General features: G+C 68.1%; 28 protein-coding genes and 3 pseudogenes. 20 read left to right on the top strand and 11 right to left on the bottom strand.

Annotated elements, in window-relative coordinates; all coding sequences use genetic code 11:
• The first annotated feature begins 8 nt into the window (after positions 1-8).
• The 5 genes from IF67_RS43995 (at position 9) to IF67_RS0132440 (ending at position 2,982) form a co-directional block, all read left to right on the top strand.
• Positions 9-185: a hypothetical protein gene (locus IF67_RS43995; RefSeq protein ID WP_158713198.1), complete on the top strand. Its 177-nt coding sequence runs from the start codon at positions 9-11 to the stop codon at positions 183-185.
• Between the two features lie 102 nt (positions 186-287).
• Complete coding sequence (locus tag IF67_RS44445; protein ID WP_199812814.1) at positions 288-1,082, top strand: peptidoglycan-binding protein; 795 nt, start codon at positions 288-290, stop codon at positions 1,080-1,082.
• Positions 1,083-1,132: 50 nt separating this feature from the next.
• A complete protein-coding gene (locus IF67_RS0132455) occupies positions 1,133-1,501 on the top strand; it encodes a hypothetical protein (protein ID WP_030991768.1) in 369 nt (122 codons plus the stop codon).
• Positions 1,502-1,513: 12 nt separating this feature from the next.
• Complete coding sequence (locus IF67_RS0132450; protein ID WP_030991766.1) at positions 1,514-1,810, top strand: hypothetical protein; 297 nt, start codon at positions 1,514-1,516, stop codon at positions 1,808-1,810.
• A gap of 785 nt (positions 1,811-2,595) precedes the next feature.
• Positions 2,596-2,982 (top strand): hypothetical protein, encoded by a 387-nt coding sequence (locus IF67_RS0132440; RefSeq protein WP_030991764.1) that lies wholly within the window; start codon positions 2,596-2,598, stop codon positions 2,980-2,982.
• A 7-nt stretch (positions 2,983-2,989) separates the two neighbouring features.
• On the opposite strand, the gene IF67_RS44440 is transcribed toward IF67_RS0132440, so the two are convergent.
• The gene (locus tag IF67_RS44440; RefSeq protein ID WP_199812813.1) at positions 2,990-3,148 is read right to left on the bottom strand and encodes a hypothetical protein; all 159 of its coding nucleotides are present in this window, start codon (positions 3,146-3,148) and stop codon (positions 2,990-2,992) included.
• A 138-nt stretch (positions 3,149-3,286) separates the two neighbouring features.
• Here IF67_RS44440 and IF67_RS0132430 point away from each other — a divergent pair, with 138 nt between their 5' ends.
• The 8 genes from IF67_RS0132430 to IF67_RS45840 all read left to right on the top strand — a co-directional run bounded on the left by IF67_RS0132430 (position 3,287) and on the right by IF67_RS45840 (position 7,399).
• A complete protein-coding gene (locus tag IF67_RS0132430) occupies positions 3,287-4,528 on the top strand; it encodes a helix-turn-helix domain-containing protein (protein ID WP_030991762.1) in 1,242 nt (413 codons plus the stop codon).
• A gap of 96 nt (positions 4,529-4,624) precedes the next feature.
• A complete protein-coding gene (locus IF67_RS0132425) occupies positions 4,625-4,843 on the top strand; it encodes a hypothetical protein (RefSeq protein ID WP_030991761.1) in 219 nt (72 codons plus the stop codon).
• Positions 4,840-5,157: a DUF6415 family natural product biosynthesis protein gene (locus IF67_RS0132420; protein WP_030991760.1), complete on the top strand. Its 318-nt coding sequence runs from the start codon at positions 4,840-4,842 to the stop codon at positions 5,155-5,157. The genes IF67_RS0132425 and IF67_RS0132420 overlap by 4 nt, the downstream gene beginning before the upstream one ends.
• A complete protein-coding gene (locus tag IF67_RS0132415) occupies positions 5,154-5,552 on the top strand; it encodes a recombinase family protein (protein WP_030991759.1) in 399 nt (132 codons plus the stop codon). The genes IF67_RS0132420 and IF67_RS0132415 overlap by 4 nt, the downstream gene beginning before the upstream one ends.
• 87 nt (positions 5,553-5,639) lie before the next feature.
• Positions 5,640-5,864, top strand: coding sequence for a hypothetical protein (locus IF67_RS43990; RefSeq protein ID WP_158713197.1), 225 nt, complete (start codon positions 5,640-5,642; stop codon positions 5,862-5,864).
• A complete protein-coding gene (locus IF67_RS0132405; protein WP_030991758.1) occupies positions 5,857-6,213 on the top strand; it encodes a hypothetical protein in 357 nt (118 codons plus the stop codon). The genes IF67_RS43990 and IF67_RS0132405 overlap by 8 nt, the downstream gene beginning before the upstream one ends.
• Before the next feature lie 458 nt (positions 6,214-6,671).
• Complete coding sequence (locus IF67_RS40530; RefSeq protein WP_051818826.1) at positions 6,672-7,184, top strand: hypothetical protein; 513 nt, start codon at positions 6,672-6,674, stop codon at positions 7,182-7,184.
• An 83-nt stretch (positions 7,185-7,267) separates the two neighbouring features.
• On the top strand, positions 7,268-7,399 hold the full coding sequence (locus IF67_RS45840; RefSeq protein ID WP_267959237.1) for a hypothetical protein: 132 nt from the start codon (positions 7,268-7,270) through the stop codon (positions 7,397-7,399).
• A gap of 25 nt (positions 7,400-7,424) precedes the next feature.
• On the opposite strand, the gene IF67_RS42295 is transcribed toward IF67_RS45840, so the two are convergent.
• Positions 7,425-7,667 (bottom strand): helix-turn-helix domain-containing protein, encoded by a 243-nt coding sequence (locus IF67_RS42295; protein WP_030991756.1) that lies wholly within the window; start codon positions 7,665-7,667, stop codon positions 7,425-7,427.
• A gap of 408 nt (positions 7,668-8,075) precedes the next feature.
• Between IF67_RS42295 and IF67_RS0132380 the strand changes: the two are divergent.
• From IF67_RS0132380 to IF67_RS0132365, 4 genes and pseudogenes are all read left to right on the top strand, one after another.
• Positions 8,076-8,309: pseudogene (locus IF67_RS0132380) on the top strand (sugar ABC transporter permease); the annotation flags it as partial.
• Positions 8,306-9,307, top strand: a complete 1,002-nt coding sequence (locus tag IF67_RS0132375) for a carbohydrate ABC transporter permease (protein ID WP_234341471.1) — start codon at positions 8,306-8,308, stop codon at positions 9,305-9,307. The pseudogene IF67_RS0132380 and the gene IF67_RS0132375, both read left to right, overlap by 4 nt.
• Entirely contained in the window at positions 9,307-10,635 is a 1,329-nt protein-coding gene (locus IF67_RS0132370) for an extracellular solute-binding protein (RefSeq protein WP_199812812.1), read from the top strand. Before IF67_RS0132375 ends, IF67_RS0132370 begins: the two co-directional genes overlap by 1 nt.
• Before the next feature lie 465 nt (positions 10,636-11,100).
• Positions 11,101-12,306: a S8 family peptidase gene (locus IF67_RS0132365; RefSeq protein WP_030991750.1), complete on the top strand. Its 1,206-nt coding sequence runs from the start codon at positions 11,101-11,103 to the stop codon at positions 12,304-12,306.
• 213 nt (positions 12,307-12,519) lie between these two features.
• Here the strand turns inward: IF67_RS0132365 and IF67_RS0132360 are convergent, their stop codons facing one another.
• Positions 12,520-13,149 (bottom strand): DUF4328 domain-containing protein, encoded by a 630-nt coding sequence (locus tag IF67_RS0132360; RefSeq protein ID WP_037840147.1) that lies wholly within the window; start codon positions 13,147-13,149, stop codon positions 12,520-12,522.
• Positions 13,150-13,564: 415 nt separating this feature from the next.
• Here IF67_RS0132360 and IF67_RS0132355 point away from each other — a divergent pair, with 415 nt between their 5' ends.
• Positions 13,565-14,653: a glycosyltransferase gene (locus tag IF67_RS0132355; RefSeq protein WP_030991746.1), complete on the top strand. Its 1,089-nt coding sequence runs from the start codon at positions 13,565-13,567 to the stop codon at positions 14,651-14,653.
• A 1,104-nt stretch (positions 14,654-15,757) separates the two neighbouring features.
• Here the strand turns inward: IF67_RS0132355 and IF67_RS39685 are convergent.
• The 7 genes and pseudogenes from IF67_RS39685 to IF67_RS0132320 form a co-directional block, all read right to left on the bottom strand.
• Complete coding sequence (locus IF67_RS39685) at positions 15,758-16,147, bottom strand: DUF6193 family natural product biosynthesis protein (protein WP_051818825.1); 390 nt, start codon at positions 16,145-16,147, stop codon at positions 15,758-15,760.
• Between the two features lie 216 nt (positions 16,148-16,363).
• Complete coding sequence (locus IF67_RS39680) at positions 16,364-17,479, bottom strand: hypothetical protein (RefSeq protein WP_234341470.1); 1,116 nt, start codon at positions 17,477-17,479, stop codon at positions 16,364-16,366.
• An 894-nt stretch (positions 17,480-18,373) separates the two neighbouring features.
• A pseudogene (locus tag IF67_RS0132340) lies at positions 18,374-18,730 on the bottom strand (cupin domain-containing protein); the annotation flags it as partial.
• A gap of 30 nt (positions 18,731-18,760) precedes the next feature.
• Positions 18,761-19,492 (bottom strand): SDR family oxidoreductase, encoded by a 732-nt coding sequence (locus IF67_RS0132335; protein ID WP_030991741.1) that lies wholly within the window; start codon positions 19,490-19,492, stop codon positions 18,761-18,763.
• 652 nt (positions 19,493-20,144) lie between these two features.
• Entirely contained in the window at positions 20,145-20,414 is a 270-nt protein-coding gene (locus tag IF67_RS0132330) for a hypothetical protein (protein ID WP_030991740.1), read from the bottom strand.
• Positions 20,415-20,571: 157 nt separating this feature from the next.
• Positions 20,572-20,811 carry a hypothetical protein gene (locus tag IF67_RS0132325; RefSeq protein ID WP_030991738.1) on the bottom strand — a complete coding sequence of 80 codons (240 nt, stop codon included), beginning with the start codon at positions 20,809-20,811 and terminating at the stop codon, positions 20,572-20,574.
• 104 nt (positions 20,812-20,915) lie between these two features.
• Positions 20,916-22,055, bottom strand: a complete 1,140-nt coding sequence (locus IF67_RS0132320; RefSeq protein ID WP_030991737.1) for an inorganic phosphate transporter — start codon at positions 22,053-22,055, stop codon at positions 20,916-20,918.
• A gap of 214 nt (positions 22,056-22,269) precedes the next feature.
• Between IF67_RS0132320 and IF67_RS43330 the strand changes: the two genes are divergently transcribed.
• Together IF67_RS43330 and IF67_RS0132310 are read left to right on the top strand one after the other, a co-directional pair.
• Entirely contained in the window at positions 22,270-22,416 is a 147-nt protein-coding gene (locus tag IF67_RS43330; protein ID WP_234341469.1) for a hypothetical protein, read from the top strand.
• Positions 22,417-23,109: 693 nt separating this feature from the next.
• On the top strand, positions 23,110-23,577 hold the full coding sequence (locus tag IF67_RS0132310) for a GNAT family N-acetyltransferase (protein ID WP_030991733.1): 468 nt from the start codon (positions 23,110-23,112) through the stop codon (positions 23,575-23,577).
• A gap of 83 nt (positions 23,578-23,660) precedes the next feature.
• On the opposite strand, the pseudogene IF67_RS45340 reads toward IF67_RS0132310, so the two are convergent.
• Positions 23,661-23,859 (bottom strand): annotated as a pseudogene (locus tag IF67_RS45340) (IS630 family transposase); the annotation flags it as partial.
• Positions 23,860-23,917 lie beyond the last annotated feature (58 nt).

The raw sequence follows: 23,917 nt of genomic DNA, 5'->3' as shown, positions 1-23,917 counted from the left end.
AGCCCGGCATGCCCACGCAGCCGACGCCTGTCCCCGTCACTCCGGATCCCACAGGCGCACCCGCCGGTGACACCGAAACCCTCGTGGACCTCGGCCGGGAGGAGCCTCCGCCGGAGCCCAGCCCCGAGCCGCCACCACCACCCGCTCAGGACTTCACGGTGATGGCCACGGAAGAGCAGGCCTGACCCACCACCCCCCTCACGCCCCGAGCCAACCGGCCGGGGCTCTCGTGTTTCTGGAGCCCTTATGGGTGCCACCCGCGTGATAGCGCAGAGAGAAGGCTGACCATGAAGCTTGTCACCCGGAGCCAGCTGGGCTGGCCCGCTTCGGCGGCCCCGACGCAGACCAGCACCAAGGGCGTGAAGGTCCATTACGAGGGCACCGAGGTCAGCGCCCGGCTGCTGTCCGACCATGACGAGTGCCTTGCCGAGTGGAAGGCGATCCGCCGTAGCCACCTGGCCAACACCCAGGAGGGTTACAGCGACGTTGCGTACAACTTTGCCGCGTGCCCGCACGGCTACCTGCTGGAGGGCCGAGGTATCGGCAAGAGGACCGGCGCCAACGGTGACCAGCCGCTGAACCGTGCGCATTACGCGATCGTGGGGCTGGTCGGCTCCTCCGGCCTGGTCGCGCCAACGGACGCCATGCTGGGGGCGCTCCGGGACGGCATCGAGCTGCTGCGCGCGCACGGCGCCGGCCCGGAGATCAAGGGTCACCGGGACGGGTACGCCACCAGTTGCCCCGGGCCGAGCCTGTACGCGTGGGTGCAGAAGGGTGCTCCCCGTCCGGCCGGTACGGGCGGCTCGACGAGCACGCCCTCGAAGCCGTCAAAGCCGGCCGCTGTCCCGGCGTTTCCCGGACGGCAGTACTTCAGGGTGGGCGCGAACAACCGGTACGTGACCCAGCTCGGCAAGCAGTTGGAGAAGCGCGGCTTCGGCCGGCACTACACCTCGGGGCCCGGCCCGCGGTGGACGGAATCAGATCGGCAGAACGTCCGCGATTTCCAGCTGTCGAAGAAGGAGCTGAAGGGTGACGCCGACGGCTACCCGGGGCCCCTGACCTGGAAGCTCCTTTTCTCCTGATCACCTTCGGCGTGCCGCCCGGTGCGTCATCCAGCAGAACGGAACACACCATGAAGATCTTCGGTAGAGAGCCCGTCGTCATCCTGAACGCCGTGTCGGCCGTGCTCGGCTTGCTCGTGTCGCTCGGGTTCACCGGGCTGACGGCGGCGCAGGCGGGCGCGATCGTCGGCATCGTGACCGCGGTCCTCGGCGCGGTGGCCGCCGCGCTGACTAGGCCGATCGCGCCGCAGGCGTTCACCACGGTGGTGGCCGCGGGCGGGGTGCTCGTCGCCACCTTCGGCTACGAGGTCAGCCAGGGAACCATCGGTGCCATCAACACCTTCGTGCTCGCCGCGCTCACGCTGCTGACGCGGGTGCAGGTGTCCCCGTCGAGTTCGCAGGCGCCGGTCACCCAGCCGTCCGGCCCGCAGATCGTCTGACGGGAGCCGCGTATGTCCGATGAGCCGACCCTCGGCGAGGTCTCCCGGCGCGTCGAGGATCGGCTCGCGGACCTCCGGGAGGATCTCGCGGAACTCGGCCGCCGCATCGATACCAAGGTCGATGAGAAGCTCTACGACCTGCGGCATGATGCGCTGGCCGCTCGTGTCAGCACGCTGGAGACGTTGCGTGAGAAGGACTCGGAAAAGTTGGTGGCCACCCGCCGGTGGCTGATCGGCGCGGTGGTCGTGCCGCTGATCGGGGTTCTGCTACCTGTCGTCATTCTCCTTATACAGGGGGCTGGGTCATGACGCGCTCAAAGCTCAGAGCCGAGGAAAGGCGGTGGCGTCGCGGTGACGCCATCGCCCTTGCCGGTGCACTGCTGCTCGGGGCCGTCGTCGCCTGGATCGTCCTCACTGTCCAGCACGTCAGCGGCGCACTTCAGGACGCCAACTCGGCCCGGGACGCGCTCGCGCGGCAGGTACAGAACCTCGGGGAGAAACCGGTGGCCGGGCCGCCCGGTAGCCGTGGCGACCCCGGCAAGACGATCCGGGGCCCGCGCGGCCCGCAGGGAGAACCCGGGGAGCCGGGCCCGAGTGGCCCGAGCGGGAAAGCTGGCGCCACTGGCAAGACCGGAAGCGGGGGAAAGAACGGACAGGCTGGCGAGAACGGCAGTAACGGTTCACCTGGCTCACCGGGGAGCGACGGTGCAGCCGGCTCGGCTGGCAGCCCCGGCCCGCAAGGACCGCAGGGCGAGCCGGGCCCTGCGGGGAAGGACGGCGCCGACGGAAAGGACGGGCGCGATGGCCATGACGGCCAGACTTGCCCTGACGGTTACTCGCTCCAGTCGTCGCCCGCTGATCCGGATGCGCTGGTGTGCCGTCGTGATGGCGCTCCGGCGCCCTCGTCTCCGTCACCTGGTCCGAGTGCCACAACGCCGGCTGTTCTGATCCCTGAACGGCGCAGATCATGACAACGCCCCGCCCCTGCCGTGTGCAGGGGCGGGGCGTTTCGTCGCACCCACCTCTAGCTTTTATTCTCAACATCGGAATATGATGTGGAGCGTAGCTGTACAGAACATGAGGGGGCGTCGAACATGGCAGAGCTGACGGGTGCGTTCACCGAGGCGGAAGAGGGCGGGGGGCTCACAAAGATCACGCTGGGTGCGCTGCGAGAGGAGCTGGGCTACAGGAAGCTCGGCAAGTTCATCCTGGGCGAGATCGGCGACAGCCTCGAAGCCGAGGGGCTGGGCTTCTTCCCGCGCGCCACGCTCGACCCGCGGTGCAACACCGAACCTCGGCAGTGGCAAGAGATCTGGATCTACGTGCGCGACAACAGCACCCGGGCCCGCGTCCTCGACGCCATCCTGTACCCGGAGAAAGTCAATGTCCGGTCGGTCCTTGACGGACTCGCAGGTGGCGACCTGTCCGCGCTGACGGCCGAGGAGAAGCTGAAGCGCATTCAGGAGATCGTCGAGGCATAGCTCGACGTCAGTGGGCCGTCGCACTCGCGGCGGCCCACACGGCGAGCAATCGCTCGTACTCAGTCTGTTCGTCGGACCACAGGGGCCGTCCGGTGCGGGCGGCCATGAAGGCGCGTATCGCCTCGTTGGCCTCGGCAGCACAGAGCGGGGCGCAGGGGGTCGCCATGCTGTAAATGGTAGGGCCTGGCGCCGACAATCGGTGCGGAACAGGACGGCCCCGCCAGATGGGCGGGGCCGATCGCTGCACTTCCCCCGGCGGCCGGGGGTACCGTTCTGAGTGCCTAGGTCAGAACGGAGTTTCAGTATGACCCACCCTGACAGCATCCCAGCGGACCTCTCAACAGGCGAGCGGATTCAGCTCCTTCGAGAGTCCCGCGGCATGACCCGCCCGGTGCTCGCCGGACTGTGCGGCCGCGGCCCTGACTGGCTGAAGAAGATCGAATCAGGCGCCCGCGAACTCAGGTCTCACACGCTGCTGCTCCGGCTGGCGGCGGCCCTCCAACTATCGGACCTCTCCATGATCACCGGCGATTCTTCCGACGTCACCCAGCCCGTGCCGCAGGGGCGCCTGTCCCACCCCGCGATGCCAGCGATCTGGTCGGCCGTCATGAGCCGTCCCCTTGCCCCCGCAGCCGCAGAGCCGCCGGACATGGCTGTACTACAGGGGCGGGTCGACCAGACATGGCAGTTGTGGCACACGTCGAAGCGCCAGCGCACCGAGGTTGGCGCCCTGTTGCCTGACCTGATCCGCCAGGCAGAGGCTGCGACTCGCACCGCTGAGGACAACCAGCGTCGGCGTGCGCTGGTGGCCCTGTCAGACGTATACCGCCTCGTCGGGCAGGCGACGGCGTACGTTGCGCCGGCCGAGCTGGCGTGGGTGGCGGCTGACCGGGCGTTGTCCTCGGCGCAGGAGGCAGACGATCCTGCGGCCATCGCCGCGGCGGCGTGGAACATGGGCAACATCCTGCGCGAGACCGCGTACCCGGAGGAGGCGTTGCGCGTGGTCGTCGAGGCCGCCAGCCTGATCCGCCCCCACCTCGACGGCGCGCCGGACGACTGGCGAGGCGTCTACGGCGCCCTGCACCTGCACGCGGCGGTTACGTGTGCCCGGGACGGACGGGATGGGGACGCGTGGCGGCACTGGGACGCAGGTGACCAGGTCGCCAAGTCCCTACCAGCGGCGTACGTCCACCCGAGCACCGTGTTCGGCCGGGCGAACGTGGACTTTCATGGGGTGTCCGTCGCCACGGATCTCCGTCAGAACGGTACGGCGTTGAGCCGGTCCGACGAGATTGACCCGGACGTGATGCCGTCACTCGAACGCCGTTCGCGGCTGTGGGTTGAGGTGGCGCGCGGGCATCTTCAGCGCGGGGATCGGACCGCCGCGTTGCACGTGATGGGCATCGCTCGCGAGATCAGCCACGAGACCGTGGCGTACACCCCCTCGGCGCGGGCGGTGGCCGCTGATCTCTGGCGCAAGGCGCCGCGTGCGTTCCGTTCCGAGGCTGCTGACCTTGCCGAGGCAATCGGGGTATCGGCTCCGTAGGGCAAGGCGGCACAGGGGGCCAAGTTGTCCCCCTGACGGCCACTCACCACCTTTACGGTCACGAGGAGTTGATTCCTCGTGACCGTAGGAGTTTCGATGGCGAGTGTGCCCGGCTGGCACGCCTCAACCCGTCGTGGTGAGCCCACGTCCAGCGTCAGCGATACCGGTGAGATCCGCGTCCCCCTGGCTCTGTACATGGTCGACCAGCCCCAGGGGGACGTACCCCTGGTCCTGTCTCGGGCGGACGCCGAGGAACTGCACGCAACGCTCTGCACTCACCTCGGTCTCGCCGACGGCATGGTGGACAAGCGGTGACCGGGCCCGCCGTCGAGGACATTGACGAGACGATCCGCGTCGCCCTCCAGTCGGGCCCCCCTCCGCCGTACGACGAGCTGGTGGCACTGGAGCAGACGCTGCTCCTCATCATCGCGGAGCTATACGCCGCCGTCGACGAGCGCCCGCCAGCTGGGGCGGACGACGGCCAAGTGCGGAACCGCCTGAACTCGATCCGGTACCAGACCGCCATCGGCCTGGGCAACGGCCTGGTGTCTGCACACATGCAGGTCCGTTGCCTGGCCCGGGACTGCCAGTGGCTGGTGGAGCAGCACGCCGCGGGGGCCCACTCATGAGCGCGGTACAGGCGCCGCTGGCGTTCGTCTACGACCGGTGCGCGAGCCGTGATTTACGCACCCGCCGCGAGCTGGAGATGCGGATGGTGGGCTGCCACGCCTCCGCGGACCGTGAGGGCTGGGTACTGGCGGGCGGACCGTGGCTCGACCGCGGCGCCGACGCGCTGAGCACGCACCGGCCACAGTTGTCCGCGTTGCTCGACTCGATGCAAGCCGAGGCGGGACGGCGTGAGGTTCTCTGCCTCGTCCACGACTGGGGCCGCCTCGCGACCGACACCACGCACCGCCTGATCCTGCAACAGCGCATCATCGAGGCCGGCGGCTGGAGTGCCACGACGTTCGGCGAGTCGGACCGCCACAGCATCCGCGCTGTGCTGGTGGGGAGGCAGTCATGACGCGCCGGCAGCGACGCATCGCCACTTACTGGACCTGCCTTGCCGCGATCGTGTTCGTGATCGCCGTCGGCAGCACCGGGGGTGGCCATGGATAGCCACTGTGCCTGCGGCTCGAATCTCGGCCTGCGTCTGGTGTCCGTGGACACCGCCACCGGGCCCGCGATCACGGTCACTTGCTGCGGCGCCTGCGCAACAGGAGCTGTGGTGCCGCCCGTCCCGGACGGTGTCGCCCGCATCCTCGCGCGGCGCGCCGGTATCCGCCTGCCGGGTGATCCGCAGCAGCTGCGACCGAAGGAGGGGCGCCGTGGCTGAGAGCTGCGAGGACTGCGAGAGCACGGACGCCAGGAAGTGGTGGCCCCCGGCCTGGCCGAAGCCCGCGGTCCTATGTTTCCCGTGCGCTCTGCGCCGGGCAGACTCGGCCATCCCCGATGCGGTCGTCGAGGACGCCGCCGCGTGGTGTCGCGGAGAACGCCCGCGCGATGCCTCCAGATCCCCCGAGGTGCTGACGCCCACCCCCGTGAGAAGCGCCTCGGGAAGCGCTGGCAGCCGCGGCCAGGACCGCGGCGGCCAGCGCTGGCAGCGGCTCGCCACGTACGTGACGTGTCTGGCCGCGCTCGTGCTGGTGATCATCGTTGGGGTCATCGGAGGCGGTCATGGGTGACGCATGGAGGCCACCGCCCGGACTGTAACGAGCCTCCTGAACTTCCGCTGCGCCGAGCCCCCGAGGCGTCGCGGAAAGGCCGGCCGCCGCACACTTCACCGCGGCGGCGGTCGGCCCACAAATAGACCCCCGCCCCGGCCGAATTTCCTTGGCCGGACTCCTCGACCGGGACGGGTCCGGGCCTCACGAAGAGGCCCCTGCAAGTGCACTCCGACGTGGGGAAAGACCCCCGTCGATCACGGCACCTGGAGGTGCAGGATGCGTTATCCGCTCGATGTGGTCAAGGGCGATGAGGAGAACAGCCAGGGCGAGACCGGCTCTGGCAGCGACGGACAGGAAGGCAACCCCTCGCAGGGCTGCGGCGACAACTAACCGACGTGAATCGGTGATCAGCTAGGTACGTCGGCCCCGCGCTGGAAGACTCAGCGCGGGGCCTCTCCCCGAGGAGGAACAGACAGATGGCACGCATGATGTCCGGAACCAGCCAGATCACCGTATTTCCGCTGCTGCACCGCTGGTCGGAGTTGCACAACTCACCGATGGGGCGTTGCATCGTCGCCTACGCATCCACAGGGGAGGGCGGGGGCGAGGCAGTGATCGGCGTGATCCCGCGGCCGGACCTGGTGGACGGAATGCCGACGCTCATGGACGTGGCCGCGCGGCACGCACCGAGCGGCTACGGCCCTCAGGGGCCCAACGCTTTCGGCTCGTGGCTCACTTGCCTCGGGTGGAGTGCCCGGGTGACGCCGAAGCCCGGCACGTTCAACGCACCCTCGGCCGCCTGGGAACTGGACGTACATCAGACGGTACGTAGTCTCCAGCCGCAGGGGACCACAGCCAAGAGCGTGTACGGCCACCACACCGTGCACGTCGGCCACCTCCGGCTGACGGACCCTGCGCTGATGGCTGAGGCCGAGGGCGTGCTCGCGAGCACCAGCCTGTCGGTGATGGAGCAGCTTCAGCCAGCGTGACGCCGTGTCCTCAGTGCGGCGGCACTCTTGCCAGCACGTCTGCCGACTGGTGGAGATGCGCGGCGCCTGGCTGCCTGTACGAGATGACCGCGGACGCGTACGCCCTGTATGCCGAGCTGTCGGCGACGGTGGAGCGCGACCCGGCTGCCTTCTTCGAGGTGGTGCGCGCGCATCGTGACGAGATGCGCGCGCTGGAGCCGGCCTGGCTGAGGTAGGCCACCACTCTGCTGGTCGCCTCGGCTACGAATCCCGTACGAGTGCAGATAGCGGGACGCCGAGCGCGGAGGCGATGAGCAGCAGGTGGTCGAGGATGGGAGACATATGACCGTTCTCGATACGAGAGATCGTTTTTCGGTCTAAGCCCCCGGCGAGTTCGGCCAGTGCTTCTTGTGTGAGTCCCCGGTGGAGTCGTGCAGATCTGATGGCCAGCCCGATAGCTCGTCGGCGGGTGGGTACCCAGTCGGGCAGCGGATCGGTCGGCACTCGACAACGCTCAACCGATCAAGATCAAATGTCTGTACCTTGGACGGTACATTCTTCGATCATGAGAGTTGGATCACTCCATGGAGTGATTGCGTGATGAATCGAAAACGTGTTCCCATGGGTGAAGGGTCGTTAACCGCAGAAGGCGCCCCCTCGTGGGCCTTCTGCGACTAACGGCCTCGCCTCTTCGAGGCCTCTCAATCGCCGACCCCGGGCCGCTGTGACACCCCCCAAGGTGCGCGGCCCGGGGTCGGCTTCTGTGCGTCTGGGGGCGGAGTGGGAAACGTACGGGAGATGATCATGGTTAACCAGTGAATAACTAGGACCAACTCTGGTCAATCAAAGGGGGAGAAGTGGCAGGTCAGGGCGCTACGGGTTGAGATTCGCGCAGGCTGTGAGTCTGGGGAAGTAACTAGGTTCAAGTTCATCTGGAATTTCAATTCCTTCGCCCTGGTCTTCGTGCTGACCGACGGCGGGCCCGGCGGCCGGACCCGGCTGCCGATGCTGTTCGCCTACGAAGAGGCCTTCCGTTACGGGCAGTTCGGTTATGCCGCCGCCATGGGCCTGGCGATGGTCGCGGTGATCTCGGTCCTGCTGGCCGTCTATCTGGCCGGCCGGCTGAAGGGGGACGACGAGCGGTGAGCGGCACCCACGACAGCGGCAGCGCGGACATCGGCGGAACCAAGAGCAGCGGGACGGACGGCGACGGCACGAAGGACGGCGACGGTACGAAGGAGGGCGGCGGCACGAAGGACCTCGGCGCCCCGGGACGCGGCAGCGCCCCGCGCGGTGCGGGGCGCGCCGGCACCGCGCGCCGCACCGCCACCCGCACCGGCCAGTACGCCGCACTCCTCGGCTATCTCGTCTTCCTCGCCTTTCCCTTCCTCTGGCTGATCTCCACCGCCTTCAAGCCGCCGCGGGAACTCGGGAGCATGCATCCCACGTGGATACCCGAGGCGCCCACCCTGGAGAACTTCCACCAGGCCTTCGCACAGCAGCCGCTGCCGGCTGCCGCGGGCAACAGCCTGCTGGCCGCGGCGGTCTCCGCGCTGATCGCGATCGTGCTGGCGACCCCGATGGCGTATGTCCTGGGCCGCTACCGCAACCGCCTCTCGCGGGCGGCCACCGGCTGGGTCGTGATCAGCCAGGCTTTCCCGCTCGTCTTGGTGATCATCCCGCTGTTCCTGATCCTGAAGGGGCTCCATCTGGTGGACTCCCGGATCGGCTTGATCATGGTCTATGTGGTCTGGTCGCTGCCGTTCGCACTGTGGATGCTGACCGGCTATGTCCGTTCCGTACCACCCGAGTTGGAGGAGGCGGCGGCCGTGGACGGTGCCGGCCGGCTGCGTACCCTCGTCTCGGTCACCGCGCCGCTGCTCGCTCCGGGCATTGTCGCCACCGCGCTGTTCTCCTTCATCACCGCCTGGAACGAGTTCTTCTTCGCCCTGGTCCTGTTGAAGTCGCCGGAGAAACAGACCCTGCCGGTCGTGCTGACCCACTTCCTCGGGACGGAGGGCGTCGCCGACCTCGGCCCGCTCGCCGCCGCCGCGCTGCTCGCCACGCTCCCGAGCCTGCTCCTCTTCGCCGTCGTCCAGCGGCGGATCACGGGCGGCATGCTCGCCGGGGCGGTGAAGAGCTGATGCGTTACGCCCACACGCCCCCGCACCCGGCCCGTTTCACCCGGCGGGGTCTGCTCGCGACCGCCGCCGCACTGCCCGCCGCGGCCCTGCTGCCGGGCTGCTCCGACGACCGCCGGGGGCGCGCGGACGGCGGCCGGATCGCCCTGCGCTTCCAGTCGCTGGCCTGGCAGCAGGATTCCCTCAAGGTCAACAAACAACTGGTCGCCGAGTGGAACAGGCAACACCCCGACGTCCAGGTGCAGTACGTCCAGGGCGCCTGGCCCACCGTCCACGACCAGCTGCTGACCTCCTTCGAGGGCGGCGAGGCGCCGGACATCATCCACGACGCCTCCGACGACCTCGCGGACTTCGCCTACGGCGGGGACCTCGCCGACCTCACCACCCTCCTGCCGCCGCGCCTCACCCGCGACATCCCCCGGCAGAGCTGGGAGACCGCCACATTCGACGGCAAGATCTACGGCGTCCCGTTCCTCCAGGAACCGCGGGTGCTGATCGCGAACCGCGCAAAGCTGCAACGGTCCCGAGTCCGCATCCCCACCCCCGAACACCCCTGGACCTGGGAGGAGTTCGAGGAGGTGGCGCAGCGGCTGGCCCGCGGCGCCGAGTACGGCGTCGCCTGGCCGCTGAAGGAACCGGTCTCGGCCACCCTCAACCTCGCCCTCTCCACGGGCGGCCGGATGTTCCACCGGCGCCCCGACGGCAAGGTGGAGGTCCGGTTCGACGCCGTCGACCAGCTGGTACCGCGCACCATCCACGACCAGGTGAACGTCGACCGCAGCGCCTCCCGTACGACCCTGGGCATGGGCGGCTCCGACACCCTCCCGGGCTTTTTCGCCGGACGCTATGCGATGGTGCCGCTCGGCTTCTCCTACCGTCAGCAGATCGCCCAGCAGGCGCCCAAGGGCTTCGACTGGACGGTGCTGCCGGCCCCCAAGGGCACCGCGCTGGACCAGGGGGTGAGCCCGCAGACCCTGTCGATCGCCGAGGACTGCCCGCACAAGGAAGCGGCGATGGCCTTCATCGGCTTTCTCCTCCGCCCGCCGAACATGGTCCGGCTGGCGCTGGGGGACTGGCTGTTGCCGACGGGCCGGGAGGCGCTGAAGGATCCGGCGCTACGGGTCGCCCGGTATGACTGGGCGACGGGCACCGCCCTGGCGAGTTCCCTCCGCTCCGCCCCGGCGCAGTCCGTCCGTGGCTATCCGGAGTGGAAGGACAAGATCGCCACCCCTGGCCTCCAGGAGTACTACAGCGGCGCGATCGGCCTGGACACCTTGCGGAAGCGACTCGTCGAGGACGGCAATCTGGTCCTGGCCCGGTACCAGCGCTGACGGGGGACGCGCATGCATAGCGGCCCGGCTGGCTCCGGCAACAGCCGGTTGGCGAAGGCGCCCGGAGGCAGTAGACGGGCCCACGATGCGTGCGCGTCGAATCCGCGCTCATCAACTCCCCCCGATTCAGGGCGACATGGGCAGGAATGCGCACTGACGTGACGCGTACGTGCGGCCGTGGCGTTCCCCTCGGTCTGACGCGTCATTCACCCCGGCAACACTCTCCGTTGCCGCTGTGTAAACGGAGTTGAGTCCCTCGGGTTCAACTCCGGGCTCCTTTTGACCGCTTCTGAAACATTTCCCATTACAGCGGGCTTGTTGTCTATCTCACACGCTCCGGCTGGCCTTGAATTGAACTCATCAATCAGACAGGGTTTCGAACCAGCCCGACGTAGATCTTCCGGTCTCTTCGGGCTATTGCGCAACGCTTTCCCCCCACACCACGAACGAGGAGAACCCTCCGCAATGGCTCACAAGCGTTCCAGCAAGAAGCGGCTCGTCACAGCGATATCCGCCGCGGTCGCCGCCACCGGTATCGCCGCGGTCACCGCGGTCACCGCGGGTGCGTCGCCGGCCGCCGAAGGCAAGATTTACGGAGCCGAGGCCAAGGGTGCCGTGAACGGCAGCTACATCGTCATGCTGAAGAAGTCGGTGCGTACCGCCGAGAGCGGCGACCTGGCCTCCAAGTACGGCGGCAAGGTCAAGCGGAGTTTCACCTCCGCCATCGACGGCTTCTCGGCGTCCGGCCTGAGTGCGGAAGAGGCCAGGCAGCTCGCCGCCGACCCGTCCGTCGACAAGGTCGTACAGAACAAGAAGTTCCACATCAACGAGGCCCAGGACAACCCGCCGTCGTGGGGCCTGGACCGGATCGACCAGGCGGACACCAAGGGAGACAAGAAGTACAACTACCCCGACGCCGCGGGTGAGGGCGTCACCGCCTACGTCATCGACACCGGCATCCACATCAGCCACAAGGACTTCGGCGGTCGCGCGTCGTACGGCTTCAACGCCATCGACAAGAGCGACAAAGCCGAGGACGACAACGGCCACGGCACGCATGTCGCGGGCACCATCGGCGGTACCAAGCACGGTGTCGCCAAGAAGGCCAAGGTCGTCGCCGTCAAGGTCCTCGACGGCGAGGGCTCCGGTACCACCGAGCAGGTCGTCGCGGGCATCGACTGGGTCACCAAGAACCACAAGGGCCCCTCGGTCGCCAACATGTCGCTCGGCGGTGGCGTGGACGAGGCCCTGGACACGGCCGTGAAGAAGGCCATCGACTCCGGCGTCACCTTCGGTGTCGCGGCGGGCAACGAGTCTTCCGACGCGGGCCAGAGCTCCCCGGCACGCGTGAAGGAGGCCATCACCGTGGCTTCCAGCACCAAGGATGACGAGCAGTCCGACTTCTCCAACTTCGGCACTGCGGTCGACCTTTACGCGCCCGGTTCCGACATCACCTCGGACTGGAACAGCGGCGACGACGCCACCAAGACCATCTCCGGTACGTCGATGGCGACCCCGCACGTCGTGGGTGCCGCCGCCGTCTACCTGGCCGGTCACAAGGACGCCAAGCCGGCGGACGTGGAGAAGGCCCTGACGGCCGGCGCCACGGCCGACAAGATCTCCAACCCGAGCGAGGGCACGCCCAACAAGCTGCTGAAGGTCGTCGAGTAACCAGCTCACGTCCTCAGCTCTACGCGCCGGCCGTCGTGCTCGCCCCCACGGGGCGCGGCGGCCGGCGTCGTTGTGCGTTCCGCGACGGTGTGTCGAGAGGGCTCGTGCTCCGGGTTGCCGCGTGTCCTCGTCGACGGGACGAGGCCACGTCCCGGACCGGGGCCACCCGGACGAGGTGCAGGGAGTGCCGCCGCCCGCAGCGGCACCCGCGCCTCAGCTCCCGGGGTTCACCTGCTGCATGCGGGACAGCTTCCGCACGAAAAGGATCCCGAGCGCAGCCGCCGCGATATCGAGCAGATCGGACAGCAGCACGACGCTCGTGGCCTGCTGGAGCGCGTGCGGGGTCTCGGCGTTCTTGTAGAGAGAGGCGCCGGCCCTGTCGACCGCCAAGGCCGCGATCCACGTCGTCCACCAGGCCGTTACCCGTCGGTGTGAGACCTCACGCCGGGCACCGTCCGCCGTGGACTGGGCGCTGGCGTCCCAGACTTCTTTGGCGAAGCGGTACGGCAGCCAGAGATTGCCGATCGGTACGAACCAGGCGCCGACGGCCCACGCCCGGTTCATGGTGCACACGTCCCGGGCGAAACCCTCGGCGTTCACGCGGACGCGGTAGAACCAGACGATGAAGACCGTGGCCGTGGCGAGCGTGCACACAAGCTGTAAGGTGCCGGACAACCCGTAGAGGTCATCGCCCTGCGCCAGCTCGTAACGGGGCGTGGACAGCAGACTGCCCAGCAGCGCATGGATGTTGAGTCCGGCATGGACGGCGAAGACGTCGACGCCGATGACCAGCGCGAGCAGCACGGTGACCGCGTTCGCGAGCGCTTTGGGCGACCGGACCACGGAGCCTCCGGCAGTTATGTCGGCAGGTAAGCCGGCAGAGCCAGATGACATGACTGAAACCCCCATAAAAATGAAAGAGTCCGCACTTGGGCGGGCATCAGGTGACTCTATGTCATCTTCTGGGCACGGTGCGCCGAACTTTCTGAAGGCCCTCCCGAATGCGGGCTGCACACACGGACGGTGAGGCCGGGTGCGCGCCCAAGCTGTCCCGGCCGGGCCATCCGGCAGCGCGAAAGCCGTAACGCCGGGTTATCCACAGGAGGGATCCTCCGGAACCGCGGACGGCGCATTCGCCCTACCGTCGGAGACATGCACGGAGGACTGCCGTTCATCGGCATCAGCACCATCTTCTACGGCGTGATCGGACTGTTCACGGTCGTAGTCAGCGCGATCCGCAAGACAGGGGGAGACCGAGTTGCACACCATCACCGTCATCGTGCCTGCTCACAACGAGGAGGAGGGACTGCCCGCCACGCTGGAGTCCCTCGCGTGTCAAACGGTCCGGCCTGACCGGATCCTGGTCGTGGACGACGCTTCCACGGACCGTACGGGCGAGGTGGCCGCGTCACACGGCGTCACCGTGCTGCGCCCGCCGCACAATCTCGGCAGCAAGGCCAAGGCCCAGAACTACGCCCTTCCGCACTGCACCACCGACCTCGTACTGGCCGTCGACGCGGACACCGTCCTCGCACCGGACTACATCGAGACCGTCGTGCCCGTCTTCGACGACCCCGATGTCTCGGTCGCGGCAGGCACGGTCCGCACCCGCCGAACCCGCACGGTCTGGGAGCGCGGACGCTCCACCGAGTATCTCTTCGGGTTTCACTGGCACCGCCCCATCCAGGCCCGTGCCAACAGCCCCATGGTGTGCTCGGGTTGCTGCTCCGTCTTCCGCCGCGACGACCTGATGGCCTTCGGCGGATTCCCCGAGCGGACCATCGTCGAAGACATGGATTACACCTGGTCGCAGCAGATCGCCGGCAGACGCGCCGTCTACGTCTCCGACGCGGTCGCCCTCGCCGCCGACCCGGAAGACCTCACCTACCTGCGCAAACAGGTCTGGCGCTGGATGGCCGGCTTCTGCCAGAACGTCCGGCTGCACCTCGGACGGTTGGTCGTGCACAAACCGCTGCTGGCGGTCTGGGTGCTCCTCGCCCTCCTGGAGATCCTGACCGCACCGCTGTGGTGGGCGACGCCGTTCGTCATCATCGCGACAACCGGTCAACCACCCGCGCTCGCCTTCCTCTGGTGGGCCGGAGCCGAACTCCTGCTGACCACACCACCACTCATCTACGCCGCCCGTCGCCGCAAACTCCCGCTGGCGAGCGTGCTGTTGAACATCCCTTGTGTCTACGCGACCAAGGCCGTCAACCTCGTCTACGCCTGGAAGGCCCTCGTCGTCGAACTGCTACTGGTGCCGCTCCACCTGGCACGGGGCCTCACGGTCTACGAGAAGGGACGGGCCGATACTGCGTCGGTGCGGACGGCGCTCGCCGGCGGGTGAAAACACGCTACGACGATGACGGGTGTCAACCGCCCCTTCTTGTCGATGAATCACAAGGGCGCGTCTGCGGCGATGATCTCCGCTTCGTCGGCTGTAGTGTCGCTGACTGTACGGGCATGCGAGGGGGCTGCTCATCGCCGACCGTTGCTGTCAAGACACCCAGAGGCCCCTCAGGGGCAATCCCGAGGGGCCTCTGCGGCTTTTTGTCGAGCAGCGATCTATGGTGCTGGCCCGACTCCATGAACCGTGCTCGGCTATTGGCCGACTCGCACACGATTACCGGCGAATGCTCCACATGACATCACGTTCCTCAATTCCTCCTTGAGGTCCGAATGGGTCATCTCCACCATGCAGAGCGGTGATTCTTCCGCACCATACAAACCCTGAACCGCTTCTGGAGCGAAGGGAGGCGCAGAGATATCGTCCCCTCCAAGTGGAGGCCACTCCTGAGAAATCCAGAATCTGCTGAGCTTCATTCTCGCCTGCCGGATGAAGCTCAATCGATTCATGGTGAGTCACCAGTTGCATGGCCTTCGCATCTTCGAAGAGCAGGTCCAGGCACCCGGCGTCTGGACTGTCAGGGACTGCGCGAAGGAGCAGCTGAGAGTGGCCAACGCCATAGCGTCAGGCCGTGAAGGTGCGTTCAGACCTGAACAGGATCGCGGAACTGGCAGCGCCATCCGAATGGATTGTCAACCGGGCGACCTCCTCGATACCAGGTAGTCCTATCCCATGCGTGTGGACTCTGGCTGACTTGGTGCTGCTCCCAGTCCGTCAGCCTTTCGAAGTGACCCGGATCGGCCGACTTACCCGCACGCGCGGAGGTGACGGGATCACAGATCCCATTCAGGTTGAACGATATGTGTGTGTGCGGGATTCTGGAGCGAGAAATGACTCCAGCTTCTTGTGCCGAGCGCCACTCCCCGGCCATTCTTTGTCAGTAGCCGCCCCTGCTCCATTCCGAACTCATCGAGCGCGTCTGGATTTCCATCCGCCTTCTGTAGGCCTGGAGCGATGTGATCGCAGGATGAGTTATGCACCAGTACCGACGTGCCTCCTGCCATCACGTAGTACGTCGGGTCCGCGACCCGGCGCCGAGCAGCGTCATTCGCCGAGCGCGACCGGGCCGAGGCCGGACGGCAGCTGGTGCGCGGCCAGTTGCACGGCCTCGTGCGCCGTGGCGAACCGGCCGAGGTCCGGAGTGATGAAGCCCCTGCCCACCCCGTACATGCCGTCGCTGCCCGCGGTCAGGCACGGTCCGACGATGGTCAGGCGAGGGCGGGTGGTGGTCGAGAAGCGCAGCGCCCAATGGCTCGTGAACGGGTAGAGGGCGCGCAGTGCCGGCTCGGCGTGCGTTGCCTCGATCAGGGCTTGGTACGTCACCTGCCAGACGTATTCCAGTTCGCGCGCCTCCTGGCGCATGCTCTGCCACTCGGATTCCGTCAGGCGCGCGGGTTCGGGGCCGGGCACCTCGAAGCGTCCGGTCAGGTGCACGAAGGTGCCGCCTGTCGGATGTCGTTCAGGGCCGCCCCGGCCCACCTCCGCCTGCGCGGAGAGGACGCAACGCCGACCGACTCCCTGGATGGGGAGACCGGCTCACCTCCGCTCGCGCGGCGAGGACGCCGTGCCGGTATCGGCATGGGTATCGCCGACCACGCTGCCCCCGTACGCGCCTGCGGGGCACGAACGGGAGCAGTGCCGGTGAGTCGCTCAGGAATCCTGGAGGGCACGGAACGAGTCGAACCAGACGGTGGTCCGTCCGACCCTTCCGTTTTCCTCCCTGACAGTGCGGTTCGCGTACAGGGGGTTGAGGATCCACGGCTTCTTGTCAGCGTCCCAGCCCGTCTGCATCGATTCGATCTGGGCCACCCCGTAGGTGGCCACCGCGAGCTTCCCAGTCTCCCGGAACATCTGCACCTGCTGCGTCAGATAGTCCTTGTGGGATGCGAACCACGGACTCATCGCGAGGAAGTCGTCCCACCTCTTCTGGGGGAAGGGCTTCTCGAACGCGTTGCCGATCACCTGCCACACCCGGGTGTTCGGGGGCACCTTGTACTTCTCGGCATAGCCCGCCGGGACCTTGTCGCTCATGTGGTTCTCCCAGTGCTGCACCAGGGAGAACTCCGTGACGAGGAACTTCTTGCTCTCGTCCAGGCGGGACACCACGTACTGGACGTACCTGCCGGCCGCCTGCAAGGAGTCGACGTGCGGATGGATGTCGAGGCCCTCGATCTCCGGCTTCCTGTTGACGAAGCCGACCCACCGCTCGGTGGCCTTCGTGCGCCCTTCCTTCGCGTCGAGGCGATTGAGCGCCCCCATGTACAGGCGGGTCTTGCAGCCCTGCGGGAAGTTCTTCCTGCGGTAGGCGATGACGTGTTCGGCGACGTGCTCGTAGAACACATTGAGGCGCGCATCGCGCTCATCTTTCATGGTCTCGAGGAAGGGCTCGTTGCCGATGGTGAGGATGTCCATCTTCCCCATGACAGCGTGCAGCACCCGGTCCACGCGCTTCAGCTGCGCTCCCATCTCCTCGCTGCCCACCTTGGGAAGCGACTGCCCGAGAGCCAGGAAGGGGAACTTCAGTGACAGGATCGTCCTGAAGTCGTTCCCGCTCGCGTCGAGAAGCCTGGCGATGGACCGCTGCTGGGCCGGGGCATGTGTGTCGAAGTAGTCCGTCATCGGGACGAAGCCGCGCACCCACTTCGCCGAAAGGGCCCTCACCTGGGCGAAGTTCATGTCGGAGGGGTCCTCGTTGAAGTTCACCCCGAGCGCGCCGTTCGGCGCCTCGCCCGTGGGTGCGCCGCCGCCCTTCGCGTCCGGCTGCACACTCCCCTCACCACCCGACTGCTTACCCCCCGTAGAACTGCACGCCGCTGTGAGGAGGGCCGCGCCGGACACTCCCAGCAGCCGGCGACGCGAGGTCGGCCTCGCGGTGGCGGGTGTACCGGACGTGTCGGGCCGCGCGGACGACTCGTACCGCATTGCTGTTCTCCGATTCTGGTGAAGTCGTTGGCCGGCCGTCGTCCCCGACCGGCTCGTCTGTGGCGCGCCTTCGGGCGGAGGTCGCTGAACTCCCTTTGCCGACAGGCAGCTTCATCCTCCATGCGACGTCCCGGCGTCGGTCCGTGCATGATCAACGTAGTTCATCGGAATCAGAGCACGGGCTCGGCTCCCCCTGCCGGAACAGCATGCGGACCCGCTGGGGACGCCGCCGTATCGGAGCCCGAGCAATGCCATCGATGCACTCCCGGATGCACCGGAATCCGGGCAACGCCTCACCCCTCGCGCCACTCGAGGGCTTCCATCAGGCGTCGGGACGCACCCTCGTCGGATTCTGGACCCTGGAAGTACACCTCGCCCTCCGCCCGGGCGTAGGGCAGCCGCCCGCCCCACCGGCACCGACGGCCTTTACCTCGTGCTCTCCACGGGAGCGAGCGCTGGTCCCGCGACGTGCAGACCTGGGCCCGGCTGGGCCGTACCGCCCGACCGGACCGGCCGACCGTGGTGATCGTCGCCGCCTTCCTGGAGGAGGTGTATGCAGAGCTCGCTCCCGACCGCACCGACGCGGTCTCCGCCGGCCTGGACGCCACCTGACACTCCGGATCCGCCGCGTACGAGGACGCCCAGCGCACCCACGGGCAGCAGCTGCACGCCCGCCGGGTCGGGCTGGAGCGCGACAAGGACCGCAACCACGACGAAAACGAGCGTCTCAAGGACCCACATCATGGTGACGAGGAAGCGGCTCCGGGAGTCCGTCCGGTTGTTTCCGTCCTGGTAGTGGATGACATCGCCGCCCGGCTCCCAGAACGTCTCCCCGGCCTTGATCACCCGCTCCGGCTCACCTTCCAGCTCGAAGAGCATCTCCCCCTCCAGCATGTAGCCGAAGGCAGGTCCCGAGTGCCGGTGCGGAGGGGTGCCGGGATCGCCGGGAGGGAACTCGACGAGAACCGTCGTCGCCTCCGCCCCCTCCGGAACGAACGGCGGTTTCGCCGATTGCAGCACGGTGAGCGCCGTTTTCCATGCTTCCGAGCGCGGTTGACTCTCGGCGCTGCCTGCCACCTGTTCGTTGTCCGACATGGTGAGGTCTCCAGTGGCGGGCCGGCCGGGTCAGGCGAGCCAGTCGGTGTAGTGGGTGGGCGCGATGCGTGCGTCGCCCTTGGTGGTGAGCACATCGCCGTCGACGGCGGCGAACATGCCGGCGGTGTCGTCGGTGACGACCGTGCGGCCGTCGGGCCGGGCGTTCAGGGTGATCCGGCCGAGTTCGTCGAGGGGATGAACGTCGGGCCCGCCGACGCTGAGGGTTCCGTTCAGAGGGGTACCGGCGGCGACTTCGGCGACGGTGTCGGAGACGTCCTGGGCGGCGATCGGCTGGAGTGGGGTGGTGGGCAGGCGGATGGTGTCGCCCTCGGTGGTCCAGGACATGAAGGCGTCGATGAACTCCATGAACTGGGTGGCGTGGACGATCGAATAGGGGATCGGCCCGGCCTTGAGGATGTCTTCCTGCAAGACCTTGGCGCGGTAGTAGGCGAGGTCGGGCACCTGGTCCGCGCCGACGATCGAGAGGATGACGAAGTGCCCCACCCCGCCCTTGTGGCCGGCGGCCAGGAGGTTGTCCATCGAGGTCCGGAAGAAGGCGGGAGAGGCGTCGTCGAAGGTCGGGGAATTCGTCAGATTGACGATGCAGTCCGCTCCGGCCACCGCCTCCTCCACGCCCTGGCCGGTGATCACGTCGACACCTGTGGTCGGCGAGTGCGGCACGGCCTCGTGCCCGGCGGCGTTCAGCTTCTTCACGACCTGCGACCCGATCAGACCGGTACCGCCGATGACTGCGAACTTCATGGGTCACCTTTCGTCGCGCACCGATAGGTCATGCGTCCAGATTGCGGCGGTGCAGTGCACGGCGCACGCTGGGCCGTGCACTCCCGCGGGTATGCCGGTGGCGCTGCGTGCTTACGGCATCGCTGATGGCCAGTCGGCGTCCTTCGTCGACAGCGTGCGCCCGGCCGCCGAAGTGGTCCGAGCGATCGGCGACGAGGCTGAAGCAATCCTGGACTCGCGGCCTCGCTCGCTACTCGGCCGACGACAACCTGATCGGCGTCGCACCCGGCCCCCGATGGGACGGGCTTCTTCTTCAGGGTCAGCTCGGCGGAAGGGCCACGCAACGCGAGCGCAGTGCGTCGGCGGACCACCGGATACCCGCTGCGGCTCAGCTCCGACGGCGGCGACGGCAATGGCGTCAGCCATAGCCCTGGCGCTGCACGGAGCCCGGCGCCAGGCGACCAGCGGGACATTCGGCCAGAGCGTGAGCAGCCGGTAGGCGGGAACGGCCGAGGCGGCGGCGCGCCGCCACGCCGAGCGCGCCGGTGAGAAGGAGGGCCAGTTCGGCAGGGTCGGACGCGATCCCGGCCACGGTCGGCGCGGCCGATCAACGTCATAGCTCCGGGTCGACGTACATGCAGGCCGTGGGCGGATGCATGGTTGGTCATCGGTATCAGTCGACGGCCTTCAAGTCGCCCAGCGCGTCACCGAGGTTGCGTTCGGTACGGCCACGGCTCTGGAAGCCCCGCGTGAACAGCTCTGCCATGCGTTGCTGCGCGGCCTCTCCCCGCACGAGCTGCTGGAAGAGGGCGGCATCCGCGCGTACATCGGCCGGAGCTGGCAGGGTGATGGCGGCTTTGGCTGCGATCAGTGCATCGCGGGGGAAGTCCCCTATGCGCGCGGCAAGGCCGGCCACGAACTCGTCCAGCGCGGCGTCGGGCACCGCGCGGCGATCTCCTTCCAACCGCCGCGCACGATCAGGGAGTGGCCTCGACACGATCCGGCCAGATACCCCTTCCAGTCTCTCCTCGATCACCCACGGACGCCCACGCAGCCGCACAGCCCCACAGCCCCGCAGCATGTGAGGTGACGGGAGCGGGTCAGGCGGGAACGATCAGATCGATCCCGTAGGCCGCGACCGCGAGGCAGGCAGCGAAGCACAGCACGGCGGCGACAGATGCCACCTTCTGGTGCCGGTCCGGGGACCTGTCAGGGGCGGGCTCCCCGTGTCCGGCGCGGGCCCACGCGGCCAGGCCGAGCGAGAACATCACGACGACCACCACGGTGATCCCGAGGCTGACTCCGAAGACCCCGGCCAGAGTGCCCCAGCCGATGCCCATCCCGTTCCTCCTTCCGCTTCCGCTGCCGCTGCCGCTGCCGTTGCCTCAGCCGCTGCCGCTGCCTCCGCCTTTTCCTCGGCAATGGCCCGCCCGGTAGGGCCGGTTCAGGCGGCCGACCTGACAGTGGGCTCCGCCGTGCTTGCCGGCACCTCATTGACGTTCTCCGGGCTCACCGGGCGGCGGCGCGAGAGCACGTAGAAAGCCGCCGCGGCTGCCAGGGCGACACCTGCCACCAGGGCCACCCCCACATCGCCCCGACCGGCCACCCACGCTGCCACGCCTCCCACGGCGGCCGCGGCCGGCAGCGTCAGCAGCCAGGACACCGCGATCCGCCCTGCGACGCCCCAGCGCACGTGTGCCAGCCTGCGGCCCAGCCCCGCGCCGAGGATGCTGCCCGTGCACACCTGGGTGGTCGACAGCGCGAAGCCCATGTGCGACGAGGCGAGAATCACCGCGGTCGCGCTGGTCTCGGCGGCGAAGCCCTGCGGGGCCTGGATGTCGGTGAGCCCCTTGCCCATGGTCCGGATGATCCGCCAGCCGCCCGCGTATGTGCCCAGGGAGATCGCCAGCCCCGCGCTCAGCACCACCCACCAGGGCGGCCCCGCGCCATGGCTGAGCACCCCGCTCGAGATGAGTGCCAGGGTGATGACCCCCATCGTCTTCTGGGCGTCATTGGTGCCGTGCGCCAGCGCCACCAGGGACGCCGACCCGATCTGGCCCGCGCGGAAACCCTTCCCGACGGTGCGGCGCGAGGTCCTCCGGGTGATCATGTAAGCGAGGTAGGTCGCCAGCAGCGCTATCGCGCAGGCCACGACCGGCGAGGCCACCGCAGGGAGCACGATCTTCTCGATGATCGCGCCGAAGCGCACCGCGGAACCCCCGGCCCCCACCCATACCGCGCCGATCAGCCCGCCGAACAGGGCGTGGGACGAGCTGGAGGGCAGCCCGAGGAGCCAGGTGACCAGATTCCACAGGATCGCCCCGATCAGCCCGGCGAAGATCATTACCAGGGACACTTCGTTGTCTTGGACTATGCCGCCCGAGATCGTCTTGGCCACCTCCGTGGAGAGGAAGGCTCCGCCCAGATTGAGCAGACCCGCGACGGCGACGGCGACCCGGGGGCTCAGTGCCCCGGTGGCGATGGAGGTGGCCATCGAGTTGGCGGTGTCGTGGAACCCGTTGGTGAAGTCGAAGGCCAGGGCGGTGAGGATCACGGCCACGAGCAGGAAGGAGACAGATGCCATCCCGGTCCTCCACGTCGAGGGCGGTCCGGCCGCGTGGGCCTGCCGGCCCATGTATGCGAACCGCCGGTCCCCTCCCACGCTAAGCGCCGCTCCGGAGTGCCGCCAATGCGACGGCGCAGGCCGGTTGCCGGCGGCCGGCTGCGATCAGTGCCATGCCGGACTCAGCGACGGGCGTTGACCGGATACGTCGACCTCGGAGCCGCGAAGCATTGCTGTGGTTCCCTGGCTCCTCGTCTACGTCTGGAAGGCCCTCGTCGTCGAACTGCTACTGGTGCCGCTCCACCTGGCGCGGGGCCTCACGGTCTGCGAGAAGGGACGGGCCGATACCCGCCCGGGGCCGACGGCTACTGCTACGGCCTGAAGCGGAAGGACCTCTGCCGAGACGCCGGCCGCGGGTGGCTGCGGCCGGCAGTCGGGGAGCGCCCCGTGCGGCGGGAGTTCGGCCCGCAGCGCGAGTTCGGGGATCCCCGTCCCCTCACCGGCCGTGTTCCGCGCGCCGGGTGCGGTGGCGGCGTACGGCGCCGTGCTCGGCTCCGTCTGCCACCAGTTCTCCGCGAGGACCTCCGCCGGGACCGATGTCCCACTGACCGACGTCCCGGTGGCCGGCATCCCGGTGACCTACGTCAATGGGCTGTCAGCTGTGTTCGTCGTTGCCGCGGGCATCGGACTGGGGAGCGGGGCCCTGGCGTTCTGGCTTCTCAAGTCACAGCGCTCTGCCGTGCAGCCGGCGAAAGCAGCCCCCGTAACGGGCGGGCCCTGGCGGCGGGCCATGGCTTCGTCCCGGCTTCGCCCCAGGGAGGCAGGTCGCCGCCCTCTCCGCTTCCCTTCCGCTCCTCTCCCTAGCGCTCTGACCGGGAAGGTTCACCGGGTCGCGGGCAGGACCGAGTGGATGGGGTCTCAATCTGGTGGGACAGGTATCGGGCACCGCGAAAACGGTTGGACAGGTCCTGGACGCTCCACGACGATTCGCGCTGTGACAGACAAAGCCGAGCGCCGGACCCCGGTCCCCACCAGCCCGAAGTCCGTACGATTTGTTGAGTTGTCGAGCACGGCCATGACCGCCTTGCTGAACGACGATCTGGCTCAAGCCAGTGCGGAAGCAGGTGTCGCTCTCACCGAGTACTTCGTCACCGACACGGCAAAGTGGGTGTGGCAGTACCGGGTCAATCAGCTGACCGCGGACCCGGGTTGCGCGGGGTGGCTCACGCAGACCGTGGTAGCCGAGCCGGAAGGTGCCGTCGTGGGGTATGCCGGGTTCCACGGGCCGCCGGATGAGGCGGGCATGGTGGAGCTCGGTTACTCCGTGGCCCCCGTCCACCGTCGTCAGGGCTACGCCAGGGCGATGCTGACCGAGTTGGTACGTCGGTCTGTTGCCGAAGCCGGAGTCAGGACCGTGCGGGTGACGGTCAGTCCTGACAACGCCGCATCCCTGGCCACGATTTCCGGGTTCGGCTTCGTGGAGGTCGGAGAGCAATGGGACGAGGAAGACGGCCTCGAAACCGTATTTGAAGTCCCTGTCTGATCAAGCAGCTGCCGGAAGCGGTCGGCCTCCCCAGCGGATGCTTTCTCGCTGCGGACGCGGGCACGTTCGCGGCGTTCGGCGGCCAGGACATCTCGGTGGCGGGCGCTGGCGTCGCGCCAGCGGAGGTAGGCGATCACCGGCACCCGGTTCCCGCCGGCCGAGGCCAGCAGCATCATCGCCCGCCGGTAGCGCACCGAACTGGTACTGCCCCGGCGCACGATCCGCTGCAGCCGCTGCCCCTCCAGATCGGTCAGCCGTGCGTACACGGACAGGCTCGGCCACCGCACCTCCAGCAGTCGGATCGGACCTCACAACACATCCAACCGCTACGACCACCAAC

This window comes from Streptomyces sp. NRRL S-1813 (assembly GCF_000719605.1).
Taxonomy (GTDB): Bacteria; Actinomycetota; Actinomycetes; order Streptomycetales; family Streptomycetaceae; genus Streptomyces; species Streptomyces decoyicus.
The sequence above is the reverse complement of the archived record's forward strand: the minus strand, read 5'-3'. Positions and strand labels throughout refer to the sequence as shown.

What these genes read in the sequence shown, in the direction of transcription:
- IF67_RS43995 (WP_158713198.1), top strand. Translation starts at nt 9, where the DNA reads ATGCCCACGCAGCCGACGCCTGTCCCCGTCACTCCGGATCCCACAGGC.
- IF67_RS44445 (WP_199812814.1), top strand. Translation starts at nt 288, where the DNA reads ATGAAGCTTGTCACCCGGAGCCAGCTGGGCTGGCCCGCTTCGGCGGCC.
- IF67_RS0132455 (WP_030991768.1), top strand. Translation starts at nt 1,133, where the DNA reads ATGAAGATCTTCGGTAGAGAGCCCGTCGTCATCCTGAACGCCGTGTCG.
- IF67_RS0132450 (WP_030991766.1), top strand. Translation starts at nt 1,514, where the DNA reads ATGTCCGATGAGCCGACCCTCGGCGAGGTCTCCCGGCGCGTCGAGGAT.
- IF67_RS0132440 (WP_030991764.1), top strand. Translation starts at nt 2,596, where the DNA reads ATGGCAGAGCTGACGGGTGCGTTCACCGAGGCGGAAGAGGGCGGGGGG.
- IF67_RS44440 (WP_199812813.1), bottom strand. Translation starts at nt 3,148, where the DNA reads ATGGCGACCCCCTGCGCCCCGCTCTGTGCTGCCGAGGCCAACGAGGCG.
- IF67_RS0132430 (WP_030991762.1), top strand. Translation starts at nt 3,287, where the DNA reads ATGACCCACCCTGACAGCATCCCAGCGGACCTCTCAACAGGCGAGCGG.
- IF67_RS0132425 (WP_030991761.1), top strand. Translation starts at nt 4,625, where the DNA reads ATGGCGAGTGTGCCCGGCTGGCACGCCTCAACCCGTCGTGGTGAGCCC.
- IF67_RS0132415 (WP_030991759.1), top strand. Translation starts at nt 5,154, where the DNA reads ATGAGCGCGGTACAGGCGCCGCTGGCGTTCGTCTACGACCGGTGCGCG.
- IF67_RS43990 (WP_158713197.1), top strand. Translation starts at nt 5,640, where the DNA reads ATGGATAGCCACTGTGCCTGCGGCTCGAATCTCGGCCTGCGTCTGGTG.
- IF67_RS40530 (WP_051818826.1), top strand. Translation starts at nt 6,672, where the DNA reads ATGGCACGCATGATGTCCGGAACCAGCCAGATCACCGTATTTCCGCTG.
- IF67_RS45840 (WP_267959237.1), top strand. Translation starts at nt 7,268, where the DNA reads ATGACCGCGGACGCGTACGCCCTGTATGCCGAGCTGTCGGCGACGGTG.
- IF67_RS0132370 (WP_199812812.1), top strand. Translation starts at nt 9,307, where the DNA reads ATGCGTTACGCCCACACGCCCCCGCACCCGGCCCGTTTCACCCGGCGG.
- IF67_RS0132365 (WP_030991750.1), top strand. Translation starts at nt 11,101, where the DNA reads ATGGCTCACAAGCGTTCCAGCAAGAAGCGGCTCGTCACAGCGATATCC.
- IF67_RS0132335 (WP_030991741.1), bottom strand. Translation starts at nt 19,492, where the DNA reads ATGAAGTTCGCAGTCATCGGCGGTACCGGTCTGATCGGGTCGCAGGTC.
- IF67_RS0132325 (WP_030991738.1), bottom strand. Translation starts at nt 20,811, where the DNA reads ATGGGCATCGGCTGGGGCACTCTGGCCGGGGTCTTCGGAGTCAGCCTC.
- IF67_RS0132320 (WP_030991737.1), bottom strand. Translation starts at nt 22,055, where the DNA reads ATGGCATCTGTCTCCTTCCTGCTCGTGGCCGTGATCCTCACCGCCCTG.
- IF67_RS0132310 (WP_030991733.1), top strand. Translation starts at nt 23,110, where the DNA reads ATGACCGCCTTGCTGAACGACGATCTGGCTCAAGCCAGTGCGGAAGCA.